Source organism: Streptomyces sp. NBC_00727 (assembly GCF_045161745.1).
In the GTDB taxonomy this organism is placed as follows: domain Bacteria; phylum Actinomycetota; class Actinomycetes; order Streptomycetales; family Streptomycetaceae; genus Streptomyces.
On sequence record NZ_CP108981.1, the window covers coordinates 5,071,369 to 5,084,887 of the forward strand.

Sequence of the window (13,519 nt, forward strand, 5' to 3'; positions counted from 1 at the left end):
CTTCCTGAACCACCCGGTATGGGGGCGAGTGCCCCGTGCGGGGCGGCGGTAACCGCCCCGCACAGTGCCGTACGCGTCAGCTCGGCGGCGCGTCCTTGCGCAGCCGGAACCAGTAGAAGCCGTGTCCCGCGAGAGTCAGCAGGTAGGGCCACTGACCGATGGCGGGGAAGCGCACCCCGCCGATCAGCTCCACCGGATGACGCCCGTTGAAGGACCTGAGGTCGAGCTCCGTCGGCTGTGCGAACCGCGAGAAGTTGTGGACGCACAGCACGAGGTCGTCGCCGTGCTCACGGGTGAAGGCGAGCACGGCCGGGTTGGAGGACGGCAGTTCGTTGTACGTGCCGAGGCCGAACGCCGGGTTCTGCTTGCGGATCTCGATCATCCGCCGCGTCCAGTGCAGCAGCGAGGACGGGGAGGCCATCGACGCCTCGACGTTGGTGACCTGGTAGCCGTAGACCGGGTCCATGATGGTGGGCAGGAACAGCCGCCCCGGATCGCTGGAGGAGAAGCCCGCGTTGCGGTCGGGCGTCCACTGCATCGGGGTGCGTACGGCGTCCCGGTCGCCCAGCCAGATGTTGTCGCCCATCCCGATCTCGTCCCCGTAGTAGAGGATCGGGGAGCCCGGCAGCGACAGCAGCAGCGCGGTGAACAGCTCGATCTGGTTGCGGTCGTTGTCCAGCAGCGGGGCCAGCCGGCGGCGGATGCCGATGTTGGCCCGCATCCGCGGGTCCTTGGCGTACTCCGCGTACATGTAGTCGCGCTCTTCGTCCGTGACCATTTCGAGCGTCAGCTCGTCGTGGTTGCGCAGGAAGATGCCCCACTGGCAGTTCTGCGGGATCGACGGGGTCTTCGCCAGGATTTCGGAGACCGGGTAGCGGCTCTCGCGCCGCACCGCCATGAAGATGCGCGGCATCACGGGGAAGTGGAACGCCATGTGGCACTCGTCGCCGCCGGACTGGTAGTCGCCGAAGTAGTCGACGACGTCCTCGGGCCACTGGTTGGCCTCGGCGAGCAGCACCGTGTCCGGGTAGTTGGCGTCGATCTCCTTGCGGACCCGCTTCAGGAAGTTGTGGGTCTCGGGGAGGTTCTCGCAGTTGGTGCCCTCGCGCTGGTAGAGGTACGGCACCGCGTCGACCCGGAAGCCGTCGATGCCCAGGTCCAGCCAGAAGCGGAGCGCGGAGATGATCTCCTCCTGCACCGCCGGGTTCTCGTAGTTGAGGTCGGGCTGGTGCGAGAAGAACCGGTGCCAGTAGTACTGCTTGCGCACCGGGTCGAAGGTCCAGTTGGACGACTCCGTGTCCACGAAGATGATCCGGGCGTCCTGGAACTGCTTGTCGTCGTCGGCCCAGACGTAGTAGTCGCCGTACGGCCCGTCGGGGTCGGTCCGGGACTGCTGGAACCACTCGTGCTGGTCGCTCGTGTGATTCATGACGAAGTCGATGATCACGCGCATGCCGCGCTGGTGGGCGGCGTCGACGAACTCCACGAAGTCGGCGAGGTCGCCGAACTCCGGCAGCACGGCCGTGTAGTCCGACACGTCGTAACCGCCGTCGCGCAGCGGTGACTTGAAGAAGGGCGGCAGCCAGAGGCAGTCGACCCCCAGCCACTGGAGGTAGTCGAGCTTGGCGGTGATCCCCTTCAGGTCTCCGATGCCGTCGCCGTTGGAGTCCTGGAAGGACCGGACGAGGACCTCGTAGAACACGGCACGCTTGAACCAGTCGGGATCGCGGTCCTTGGCCGGGGTGTCCTCGAACGTGTCGTGGACGGGCTCATTGACGATCATGGTGTGGGTGACCCTCCGGTCGGCGGGGACGGTCGCAGGACGGCGATGTGCGCGGGCGTCACGCCCGGTTCGAGGCGCACATAGAACGTCCTGCCCCAGTGATAGGAAGTGCCGGTGAGCTCGTCGCGCACCGGCACGCTCTCGTGCCGGTCGAGGCCGAGTTGCGGCATGTCCAACGAGACGGTCGCCTCCTGGGTGTGGTGCGGGTCGAGGTTGACGACCACCAGAAGGATGTTCGAACCGGAACGCTTGCTGTACGCGATCACCGCGTCGTTGTCCGACGCGTGGAAGTGCACGTCACGCAGCTGCTGCAGGGCCGGGTGGCGGCGCCTGATCCGGTTGAGCGAGGTGATGAGCGGGGCCAGCGAACGGCCCTCGCGCTCCGCGGCTTCCCAGTCCCTGGGCCGGATCTCGTACTTCTCCGAGTCGAGGTACTCCTCACTGCCGTGGTGGATCGGGGTGTTCTCGCACAGCTCGAACCCCGCGTACACCCCCCAGGAGGGGGAGAGGGTCGCCGCGAGCACCGCCCGTGCCTCAAAAGCGGGCCGGCCGCCCTGCTGAAGGTATCCGGGAAGGATGTCGGGGGTGTTCACGAAGAAATTCGGCCGCATGAACGCGGCGGTGTCACGGGCCAGCTCGTTCACGTAATCCGTGATTTCCTGCCGGCTGTCGCGCCAGGTGAAATACGTGTAGGACTGCTGGAACCCGATGGCGGCGAGGGTGCGCATCATCGCGGGCCGGGTGAATGCCTCGGCCAGGAAGATCACATCGGGGTCGGTGCCGTTGATCTCCGCGATCACCTTCTCCCAGAAGATCACCGGCTTGGTGTGCGGATTGTCGACGCGGAAGATCCGTACGCCCCGGGCCATCCAGAAACGCAGGATGCGCACGCTCTCCGCGACGATGCCTTCAAGATCCTTGTCGAAGGCGATCGGGTAGATGTCCTGGTATTTCTTCGGCGGATTCTCCGCGTAGGCGATCGAGCCGTCGGCCCGGTGGTGGAACCACTCGGGATGCTTCTGCACCCACGGATGGTCCGGCGAGCACTGGAGGGCGAAATCCAGGGCCACTTCCATCCGCAGATTACGGGCCGTCTCCACGAAATGCCCGAAGTCCTCCAGCGTGCCCAGATCCGGGTGGACCGCGTCGTGCCCGCCCTCGGCCGAACCGATCGCCCAGGGCACGCCCACATCCTGCGGGCCGGGCGTCAGCGAGTTGTTCGGGCCCTTGCGGTGGGTCGTGCCGATGGGGTGGACGGGCGGCAGGTAGACCACGTCGAAGCCCATCGCGGCGACCGCCGGAAGCCGCTCGGCCGCGGTACGGAAGGTGCCGCCGACGAGCCGGGGCGGCTGCGGCTCGGCGGACTTGGCCCCGCGCCCCTTGCGCGGCTTCGCGGGCTCGAACCTGGCCCCCTCCGACCGCGGGAACAGCTCGTACCAGGAGCCGTACAGCGCGCGCCGGCGCTCGACGACCAGCGGGTGCGGGCGGGACGCGGTGACCAGTTCGCGCAGCGGGTGGCGGTCGAGCGCCTGCCGGGCCTCCGGCGCCAGGGCCGCGGCCAGCCGCGCCTCGGCCGGCCGGGACTCGTCGCGCAGCGCGTCCACCGCGGCCAGCACCGCCTCGCGGCCGTCGCGCTTGGGCACGCCCTCGGCGGCCCGCTCGTACAGCTCGGCGCCCTCGGCCAGCATCAGCTCGGTGTCGATGCCCGCCGGGACCTTGATCTGCGCCGCGTGGCGCCAGGTGGCGACCGGGTCGCTCCACGCCTCGACGGTGTACGTCCAGCGGCCCTCGGCGTCCGGCGTCACCTCGGCGCCCCAGCGGTCGGTGCCCGGCGCCAGCTCGCGCATCGGCGTCCAGGGACCCGGGCGCCCGCTCGGACTGTGCAGCACGACATTGGCCGCCACCGCGTCATGGCCCTCCCGGAAGACGGTCGCGGTGACCTGGAAGGTCTCACCGGCAACGGCCTTGGCGGGCCTTCTGCCGCAATCGACGAGCGGATGGACGTCGAGGACGGGAATGCGACCGATCATGGAATCACCTGGGGACTGAAGCTCGGACTCGGCAAAGTGGGCAGCGGGCGCCGAAGGCTGAACGCGCGCGCCGCGAGGGTGGGGATGCGTCCTTTCTAGCCGCTCGGTGGATGACTGGTGGGGTCTGGGCATGGCCGCTCCTGTCCGCGTTCACTCGAATGGCAGTCCAAACAGGTCGTATACGAACCGGGGACCGTTCATCGGCGGCCAGGGAATGAATCACGCGCGTGCCGGAGATGAACCGCCATCGGGTGTCATCCGAATGCCTTCGTTCCGGGTTACCGGAGAAGCCTTCCCCCACATCGCGGTGGGCCAATCCGGTGATATGTCGTCTGCTCGGGCGTATGGGGGACGTACCGAATGCGCCGGGCTCCGCCGCGCGCACGCGGGATTGCGCGGAACCGGCGCACGCGGGTGGGAAAGGGCGCCACCCGGCAGCTTTCCTTGTGGCGCGAACGCCCACAAGGCCGCACGAGGGGAAGGAATCGGCCATAACGCCTGTGACGGGTGGGCCCGGTGACACGTGCGGAGATGCGCGAGGCGTACGGGACGGTGGCGCACGGGCGCCCGGAACGCCCCGGTCGCACTCCGCGCGGACCGTTCGCGCCGTGTCCCGCGCACCGGGCACGCGGCTACCGTCGAGGGTGACGGAGCGGCGCACATGGTGGTGCGTCCCGCTCGGATTCGTACGTCCCCTGTAAAGGTGGAATACGTGAAGGCCATTCGTCGATTCACCGTGCGTCCCGTCCTTCCGGACTCCCTCCAACCCCTCAGCGACCTGGCGCGGAACCTGCGCTGGTCCTGGCACACCGAGACCCGCGACCTCTTCCGGGCCGTCGACCCGGCGGCCGGCTCCGCGGCGGAGTGCGACCCCGTCCGCCTGCTCGGCTCCGTCTCCGCCGGGCGGCTCGCGGAACTCGCCCGTGACGAAGCGTTTCTGCACCGGCTCGCCGAGGCGTCCGCCGACCTCCGGGAGTACCTCCAGGGGCCCCGCTGGTACCAGGAGCAGCGCGAACGGGGCGGCGCGCTTCCCGCCGCCATCGCCTACTTCTCGCCCGAATTCGGGGTGACCGCCGCCCTGCCCCAGTACTCCGGCGGGCTCGGCATCCTCGCCGGGGACCACCTCAAGGCCGCCAGCGACCTGGGCGTGCCCCTCGTCGGCGTCGGCCTGCTCTACCGCCACGGCTACTTCCGGCAGAGCCTGTCCCGGGACGGCTGGCAGCAGGAGCACTACCCCGTCCTCGACCCCAACGAGCTGCCGCTCACCCTGATGCGCGAGGCCGACGGCACCCCCAGCCAGGTCGCCCTGGCCCTGCCCGGCGGCCGCACCCTGCACGCCCAGATCTGGCAGGCCCACGTCGGCCGGGTCCCCCTGCTCATGCTCGACTCCGACGTCGAGGAGAACCTCCCCGGCGAACGCGAGGTCACCGACCGGCTCTACGGCGGCGGCAGCGAGCACCGGCTGCTCCAGGAGATGCTGCTGGGCATCGGCGGGGTCCGCGCCGTGCGGGCCTACTGCCGGCTCACCGGCCACCCCGCACCCGAGGTCTTCCACACCAACGAGGGCCACGCCGGCTTCCTCGGCCTGGAGCGCATCCGGGAGCTGGCCACCACCGGCCTGGACTTCGACTCCGCGGTGGAGTCCGTGCGCGCCGGCACCGTCTTCACCACCCACACCCCGGTCCCGGCCGGAATCGACCGGTTCGACCGCGAACTCGTCGCCCGCCACTTCGGCGAGGACGGCGAACTGCCCGGCGTCCCCGCCGAACGCGTCCTGGAACTCGGCACCGAGACCTACCCGGACGGCGACCGGGGCGTCTTCAACATGGCGGTCATGGGGCTGCGGCTCGCCCAGCGCGCCAACGGCGTCTCCACGCTGCACGGTGCGGTCAGCCGCGAGATGTTCGCCGGGCTCTGGCCGGGCTTCGACGCCCGTGAGGTGCCGATCACCTCCGTCACCAACGGCGTCCACGCACCGACCTGGGTCGCCCCCGAGGTCCTCCGGCTGCGCGCCGAGTCCGGCGGCACACCCGGCCGCTGGGACTCCGTCGCCGACATCCCCGCCCGCCGCCTCTGGGAGCTGCGCCGCACCCTGCGCGGACAGCTCGTGGACGAGGTCCGGGAGCGGCTGCACGCCTCCTGGCGCCACCGGGGCGCCCAGCCCGCCGAACTCGGCTGGATCGACGGCGTCCTGGACCCCGACGTGCTGACCATCGGCTTCGCCCGCCGCGTCCCCTCGTACAAGCGGCTGACGCTGATGCTGCGCGACCGCGACCGGCTGCGGGGGCTGCTGCTGCACCCCGAGCGGCCGGTCCAGATCGTCGTCGCGGGCAAGGCGCACCCGGCCGACGACGGCGGGAAGCGGCTGGTCCAGGAGCTGGTCAGGTTCGCCGACGACGCCAGGGTCCGCCACCGCATCGTCTTCCTGCCCGACTACGGCATGGCGATGGCCCAGAAGCTCTACCCGGGCTGCGACGTCTGGCTGAACAACCCGCTGCGCCCGCTGGAGGCCTGCGGGACGAGCGGGATGAAGGCCGCGCTCAACGGCTGCCTCAACCTGTCCGTGCTGGACGGCTGGTGGGACGAGTGGTTCGAGCCGGACTTCGGCTGGGCGATCCCGACGGCCGAGGGCAGCGCGCTGGACGAGGACCGGCGCGACGACCTGGAGGCCAATGCCCTGTACGAGCTGATCGAGGACCGGGTCGCGCCGCACTTCTACGAGCGCGGCGACGAGGGGCTGCCCGGCCGCTGGATCGAGATGGTCCGCCGCACCATGGGCATCCTGGGCCCCAAGGTGCTCGCCGACCGCATGGTCACGGAGTACGTGGAGCGGCTGTACGCCCCCGCCGCGCTCGCCCGGCGCTCCATGGACGCGGCGCAGGCGCGGGAGCTGGCGGGCTGGAAGGCGAAGGTCCGGGCCGCCTGGCCGCGGGTGGCCGTGGACCATGTGGAGGCGGTGACGCCGACCGCATCCGGTACGACGGCGGAGCTGGGCTCCACGCTGGCGCTGCGGGTCCGGATCTCGCTGGGCGCGCTGGCGCCGGACGACGTGGAGGTGCAGGCGGTGGCCGGGCGGGTCGACTCGTCGGACGCGATCTCCGAAGCGCAGGTCTTCCCGCTGAAGCCGGCGGGCGGCCAGGACCTGGAGGGCCACTGGCTGTACGAGGGCCCGCTCGCCCTGGACCGCACGGGCCCGTACGGCTACACCGTGCGCGTGCTGCCCGCCCACCGGCTGCTGGGGAGCGGCGCCGAACTCGGCCTGGTCGCCCAGCCGGCGGGGGCCGCGGGTGACGGCGGGGGCGTGCTGATGCGCTGAGGCGCGCGGCTCCGGCATGGCGGAACCGCCCGGGAGGGGTCTCCTCCCGGGCGGTTCCGTGTCAGCGGCGGGTCATGCGGTGGCCCGCGCGGTGGGGGGTGGCGTTCGTGCGGTTCAGAAGGTCAGCTTGAAGCTGTTGATCTTCCCGGTGTCCCCGCGGTAGACGTCCTGGACCTTCAGCTTCCAGGTGCCGTTGGCGGTCTCGGACGAGGCGTTGACGGTGTACGTCGCCTTGACGTCGTTCGCGGAGTCGCTGATGTTCGCGTTCTTCAGCCGGTAGGTGCTGCCGTCCGGGGCGACGAGGTCGATGACCAGGTCACCGCGGTAGGTGTGGGTGATGTCCACACCGACCTTCAGGGTGCTGGGCGCCTTGCCGGAGCGGCCGGAGACGGTGACCGCGCTGGTGACGGACGAGCGGCCGTCCGGGATGGACACGACGCTGTTGTTCTCGAAGACCGTGCCGTCGCCCGGGTCGCCCGGGTCGGTGCCGCCGCCGGAGCGCTCACCGACGTTGATTCCGGCCCAGGCGTCCTGGACGGCCTTGTACTCGGCGCTGCTGGTGCCGTACAGCTCACCGGCCACCGCGAGCGTGCCGGTGCGGGCCCCCGCGTAGTTGGTGGTGGAGGTGAACTTCGTGGTGAGCGCCTTGAACCAGATCTGCTCGGCCTTGGCGCGGCCGATGCCGGTCACCGGCAGACCGTCGGAGGTCGGGGAGTTGTAGTTGACGCCGTTGATGGTCTTCGCGCCGCTGCCCTCGGACAGCAGGTAGAAGAAGTGGTTGGCCGGACCCGACGAGTAGTGGACGTCGACGTTGCCGATGCCCGAGTACCAGGCGTCCTTGGACGCCCCGTCCTTGCTGGGCTTGTCCTGGTAGCGCAGCGGGGTGCCGTCGCCGTTGATGTCGATCTTCTCACCGATGAGGTAGTCGCCCTTGTCGGTGGCGTTGTTGGAGTAGAACTCCACGGCGGTGGCGAAGATGTCGCTGGTCGCCTCGTTGAGGCCGCCGGACTCACCGCTGTAGTTCAGACCGGCGGTGTTCGAGGTGACGCCGTGGCTCATCTCGTGGGCCGCCACGTCCAGCGCGGTCAGCGGGTTGGCGTTGCCGCTGCCGTCGCCGTACGTCATGCAGAAGCAGCTGTCGTCCCAGAAGGCGTTGACGTAGTTGTTGCCGTAGTGGACGCGGGAGTACGCGCCGACGCCGTCGCCCCGGATGCCGTTCCGGCCGTGGACTTCCTTGTAGTAGTCCCAGGTCTCGGCCGCGCCGTAGTGGGCGTCCGCCGCCGCGGTCTCCGCGTTCGAGGCGCTGCCGTTGCCCCAGACGTCGTCGGAGCCGGAGAAGAGGGTGCCCTTGCCGGAGGTGCCGTGGTTCAGGTTGTACGTCTTGTGGCTGCCGCGTGCGGTGTCGGTCAGGCTGTACGAGCCGGAGGACCCGGAGGTGCCCAGGGTTACCTGGCCGCTGTACTCGGTGTTGCCGACGCCGTTCTCGATGGCCTGCCACTCGTAGAGCTTCGCTCCGGTGGAGGCGTCCGTGATGACGTGCAGCGCGTTCGGGGTGCCGTCCTCCTGGAGGCCGCCGACCACGGTCTCGTACGCGAGCTGCGGGGTGCCCGAGGCCATCCAGACGACCTTGCGGGGCGCCTTGTCCGCCTCGGCCCTGTCCGAGCCGGCCGCCTTCGCCGCGCCGAGCGCCTGCTTGCTGGCCGCCGCCGGGGCGATGTCCGCGACGGTGTCGACGGCCTTCAGCTGGGAGGCGGTGGCGCGGGACGCCTTGACGACGCTCTCGGTCGCGCCGGCCTTCGACTCCTGGACGACGAGGTCGCCGCCGAGGACCGGGAGGCCGTCGAAGGTGCGCTCGTAACGGGTGTGCGTGGTGCCGTCGTTGTCCTGGATGACGTCGCGGACGACGAGCTTCTCCTGGGACCCGAGGCCGAGCTTCTTCGCGGTGGCCGCCCGGCTCTCGGTGGCCTGGCGGATCAGCTCGGCCCGCTGCGAGGGCGAGAGCTGCTTGGCCAGGGCGCCCGGGTTCGCCTTGGAGGCGGAGGCGGTCCTTGCGTTGCCGGTGTCCGGTGCGGCCGAGGCCGATCCGGTCTGGACTCCTACGGCGAGGAGGGCGGCTGCGGCTATCAGAGCGCCGGTCGCGGTGGTACGACGGCTGTGCGTGGATCTCACGCGGACTCCTTCTGCGAGGGGGGTACCGGCGGCTGGGTGAGCCGTCCGGGCAGAGCAAGCAGTGCGCAGAACGGGGTGAAGAGTGTCAGGAGTCGGCCATCTCTGTCAGGACCGCGTCAACAACTTGGCCGGAATTCGTTCGTTGCCGGAAGATGCGTGTTCGTTAAGCGGACGTTTCGCGGATCTTCACGCGGACGTGCCAAGGGGGGCCCGGAGGGCCCGGACGACTGGAAAGCGCAGGGCGCGTCGGGGTTACGCACGAGTGAGCGCGGTGCGGCACGAATGTGAACAAGCGGAAAGTTCCCACCTGTCGAGACGGTCTGTGAGTGTGGCGCGATCCCGGTGGTCCGCCCCCGGACACAGGGGGCGGACCACCGGGGCTTCCAAAACACGTCCCAGGGGTCAGGCGAGGCTCTCGCGCCAGGCGCGGTGCAGTCCGGCGAACCGGCCCGTGCCGCCGATGAGTTCGGCCGGGGCGCCGTCCTCCACGATCCGCCCCCGCTCCATCACGAGCACCCGGTCCGCCACCTCCACGGTCGACAGGCGGTGCGCGATCACCACGGCGGTGCGGCCGTGCAGCACGGTGTCCATGGCCTGCTGGACCGCGCGCTCGCCCGGGATGTCCAGCGAACTGGTCGCCTCGTCGAGGATCAGCACCGCCGGGTCGGCCAGCAGCGCCCGGGCGAACGCCACCAACTGGCGCTGACCGGCCGAGATCCGGCCGCCCCGCTTGCGTACGTCGGTGTCGTAGCCGTCGGGCAGACCGGTGATGAAGTCGTGCGCGCCGATCGCCTTCGCCGCCTGCTCGATCTCCTCGCGGCTCGCTTCCGGGCGGCCGATCGCGATGTTCTCCGCGACCGTCCCGGAGAACAGGAACGCCTCCTGGGTCACCATCACCACCCCGCGCCGCAGTTCGGGCGTGGCGAGGTCCCGCAGGTCGACGCCGTCCAGCAGGACCCGGCCCTCGGTCGGGTCGTAGAACCGGGCCAGCAGCTTGGCCAGCGTCGACTTGCCGGCGCCCGTGGAGCCGACCACCGCCACCGTCTGCCCCGCCGGAACGGTCAGGTCGAACCGGGGCAGCACCTCGCCACCCGTCCGGTACGCGAAGGCCACCCCGTCGAAGACCACCTCGCGGCCCGGCTCACCGCCCGCACGCGGCGGCAGCTCCCGGGGCTCCAGGGCCTGAGGCACGGTGGGCGTCTGGGCCAGCAGGCCGGCGATCTTCCCCACGGAGGCGGCGGCCGACGCGAAGGAGTTGAGGAACATGCTGAGCCGGTCGATCGGGTCGTAGAGCCGCCGCAGATAGAGCACCACCGCGGCCAGCACCCCGAGCGCGAGATCGCCGGAGGCGACGCGGTACGCGCCCCACAGCACGATTCCGGCCACCGCCGTGTTGGCGACCAGCCGTGAGCCGACGACGTAACGCGCGTTCTCCAGCGTCGCGTCGCCGTTGGTGACGCGGTGACGTGTGTTCAGCTCCCGGAACACGGCGTCGTTGACCGGCTCGCGGCGGAACGCCTGGACCGGCCGGATGCCGTTCATGGTCTCAGCGAACTTCACGACGACCGAGGCGATCGCCGTGGAACGGGCGGCGAAGATCACCGCGGAGCGCTTCCGGTAGAGCCGCACCAGCAGATACAGCGGCAGGAAGGACGCCACGGCGGCCGCGCCCGTCGCCAGGTCGAGCCAGAGCAGGATCACGGCGATGGAGGCGAACGAGAGGATGACGTAGATCAGCTCCTGGAGGCCCTCCTCCAGCAGTTCCCGCAGCGACTCCAGGTCCGTGGTGGACCGCGAGATCAGCCGCCCCGAGGTGTACCGCTCGTGGAAGTCCACGCTCAGCGCCTGCGCGTGGCGGAAGATCCGGCCGCGCAGGTCGATCAGGACGTCCTGGCTGACCCGCGCGGACACCCGGACGAAGGCGTACTGCAGGGCGCCGGCACCGGCCGAGCAGAGCGCGTAGCCCAGCGCCACGGCGATCAGCGGCCCGTAGTCGTTGTCGCGGAAGGCGGGCACCCCGCTGTCGATGGCGTACGCGACCAGCAGCGGGCCCGCCTGTACCGCGGCCTGCTGCAACAGGATGATCAGGGCGGCCACCGCCACCCGCCCCCGCATCGGCCGCAGCAGCGATCCGAGCAGCCGCCCGGTCGCGCCGCGCGGGGTCGGCAGGTCGTCGCGGTCGAAGGGGTCGCCGGCCTTCCCGGCGGGGGCCTCCCGCTCGTCCTCGTCGCCGCCCGGTTCCGCCGGCCGTCCGGTCGTGGTGCTGGTCATCGGGTGCTGCCCTCCTCGGCAGGGGCCTTCGCGCCCAGGGGTTCGTCGTCGGTCTGCGGTGCGGGTACGGGTGCGTCCTCGCGCGGGCGGCCCACCGCGTCCCCGCCCTCGGGGAGGCCACCGCCGTCCGGCCGGTCCGCGCCCGACATCAGCCAGGCGTACTCCGCGCTGGTGCGCAGGAGTTCCTGGTGGGTGCCGACCGCGGTGATCCGGCCCTCGGACAGCAGCGCCACCCGGTCCGCGAGCATCACGGTGGACGGCCGGTGCGCGACCACCACCGCCGTGGTCTCCGCCAGGACCTGGCGCAGCGCCGCCTCCACCAGGGTCTCCGTGTGCACGTCGAGCGCCGAGAGCGGGTCGTCGAGGACCAGGAAGCGTGGCCGGCCCACCACGGCCCGGGCCAGGGCGAGGCGCTGGCGCTGGCCGCCCGACAGGCTCAGGCCCTGCTCGCCGACCTCCGTGCCGACGCCGTGCGGCAGGTCGTGGACGAAGTCGGCCTGGGCCACCGAGAGCGCCCGCAGCAGCTCCTCCTCGTCCGCGTTCCCGGCGCCCATCCGCACGTTCTCGCCGACGCTCGCCGAGAAGAGCGTCGGCTCCTCGAACGCCACCGACACCAGCTCGCGCAGCCGGGCGCGGGGCATCGCGGTGATGTCCTCGCCGTCCAGGGTGATCCGCCCGGCGGTCGCCTCGTACAGCCGGGGCACCAGCGAGGTGAGCGTGGTCTTGCCGGAGCCGGTCGCGCCGACCAGGGCCATCGTCTCGCCCGGCCGGATGCGCAGGTCGATCCCGGCCAGCACGGGCGCCGAGCCCTCCTCCGCGTCGGGATAGCGGAACTCGACGCCCTCGAAGACCATGCCGCCCGCCTCGGGGGCGCCGTTCGCGGCCGACTGCCCGGTGTCCTCCTCCTCGGCGACGTCCATCACCTCGAAGAACCGCTCGGTCGCCGTCGCCGTCTCCTGGCTCATCGCCAGCAGGAAGCCGATCGACTCGACGGGCCAGCGCAGCGCGAGCGCCGTGGACAGGAACGCGACCAGGGTGCCCGCGGACAGGTCGCCGTTCGCGACCTCGATGGTGCCGCACACCAGCGCCGCCCCGATCGCGAGTTCGGGCAGCGTGGTGATGAGGGCCCAGATCCGGGCGAGCAGCCGGGCCTTGCCCAGCTCCGTGTCGCGCAGCCGGGAGGCGAGGTCCCGGAAGGCGCCGGCCTGGCTGCGGTGGCGGCCGAAGCCCTTGATGATGCGGATGCCGAGGACACTCTCCTCGACCACCGTCGTCAGGTCGCCGACCTGGTCCTGGGCCAGCCGCGCGACCTTCGCGTACTTCGCCTCGAAGGCCGAGCAGATGATCATGAGCGGCACGACCGGGGCGAGCAGCACCAGGCCCAGCGTCCACTCCTGGACCAGCAGCACCACGAACCCGACGAGGATCGTGGTGGCGTTGACCAGCAGAAAGGTCAGCGGGAAGACCAGGAACATGCGCACCAGCATCAGGTCCGTCGTCCCGCGCGACAGCAACTGCCCCGACGGCCAACGGTCGTGGAAGGCCACCGGCAGCCGTTGCAGATGCCTGTAGAGGTCGGCGCGCATCGACGCCTCGACCCCCGCCAGCGGACGCGCCACCATCCACCGCCGCACCCCGAACAGCACCGCCTCCAGGAGGCCGAGCAGCAGCAGGTACAGCGCGCCGAGCCAGACCCCGCCCGGGTCCCGGTCCGCGACCGGGCCGTCGACGATCCACTTCAGGACGAGCGGGATCACGAGGCCCAGGCAGGAGGCGACGATCGCCACCAGGGCCGCGCCGAAGAGCCGGTTCCGTACCGGCCTCACATACGGCCACAGCCGCAACAGGGAGCGTACGGCGGACCGGTCCTTGGGCTCTACATGTTCCTGGCGCATCAGGGTGAGCCTACGATGCGTCCGGATAGCGGTCCTGCGGTTTTATCCCGCCACC

6 protein-coding genes are annotated in these 13,519 nt (G+C 70.9%); 1 reads left to right on the forward strand and 5 read right to left on the reverse strand.

The genetic code is table 11. The features are described 5' to 3' along the window. Positions 1-76: 76 nt before the first annotated feature. Complete coding sequence (treS, locus tag OG242_RS23145) at positions 77-1,783, reverse strand: maltose alpha-D-glucosyltransferase (protein ID WP_405899972.1); 1,707 nt, start codon at positions 1,781-1,783, stop codon at positions 77-79. After that, positions 1,780-3,813, reverse strand: coding sequence for a maltotransferase domain-containing protein (locus tag OG242_RS23150; protein ID WP_405899973.1), 2,034 nt, complete (start codon positions 3,811-3,813; stop codon positions 1,780-1,782). Before OG242_RS23150 ends, treS begins: the two co-directional genes overlap by 4 nt. Positions 3,814-4,525: 712 nt before the next feature. On the opposite strand from OG242_RS23150, the gene glgP reads away from it, so the two are divergent. Continuing rightward, positions 4,526-7,129 carry an alpha-glucan family phosphorylase gene (gene glgP, locus OG242_RS23155; protein WP_405899974.1) on the forward strand — a complete coding sequence of 868 codons (2,604 nt, stop codon included), beginning with the start codon at positions 4,526-4,528 and terminating at the stop codon, positions 7,127-7,129. Between the two features lie 114 nt (positions 7,130-7,243). Here the strand turns inward: glgP and OG242_RS23160 are convergent, their stop codons facing one another. The 3 genes from OG242_RS23160 to OG242_RS23170 form a co-directional block, all read right to left on the reverse strand. Next, positions 7,244-9,298: a M4 family metallopeptidase gene (locus tag OG242_RS23160; RefSeq protein WP_405899975.1), complete on the reverse strand. Its 2,055-nt coding sequence runs from the start codon at positions 9,296-9,298 to the stop codon at positions 7,244-7,246. A 402-nt stretch (positions 9,299-9,700) separates the two neighbouring features. Next, positions 9,701-11,569, reverse strand: a complete 1,869-nt coding sequence (locus OG242_RS23165) for an ABC transporter ATP-binding protein (protein ID WP_405899976.1) — start codon at positions 11,567-11,569, stop codon at positions 9,701-9,703. Then, complete coding sequence (locus OG242_RS23170) at positions 11,566-13,464, reverse strand: ABC transporter ATP-binding protein (protein WP_405899977.1); 1,899 nt, start codon at positions 13,462-13,464, stop codon at positions 11,566-11,568. The genes OG242_RS23165 and OG242_RS23170 overlap by 4 nt, the downstream gene beginning before the upstream one ends. Positions 13,465-13,519: the final 55 nt, after the last annotated feature.

Excerpts from the sequence above, each read along its gene's own strand:
- OG242_RS23150 (WP_405899973.1), bottom strand. The coding sequence starts at position 3,813 with ATGATCGGTCGCATTCCCGTCCTCGACGTCCATCCGCTCGTCGATTGC.
- OG242_RS23170 (WP_405899977.1), bottom strand. The coding sequence starts at position 13,464 with ATGCGCCAGGAACATGTAGAGCCCAAGGACCGGTCCGCCGTACGCTCC.
- OG242_RS23165 (WP_405899976.1), bottom strand. The coding sequence starts at position 11,569 with ATGACCAGCACCACGACCGGACGGCCGGCGGAACCGGGCGGCGACGAG.
- treS (WP_405899972.1), bottom strand. The coding sequence starts at position 1,783 with ATGATCGTCAATGAGCCCGTCCACGACACGTTCGAGGACACCCCGGCC.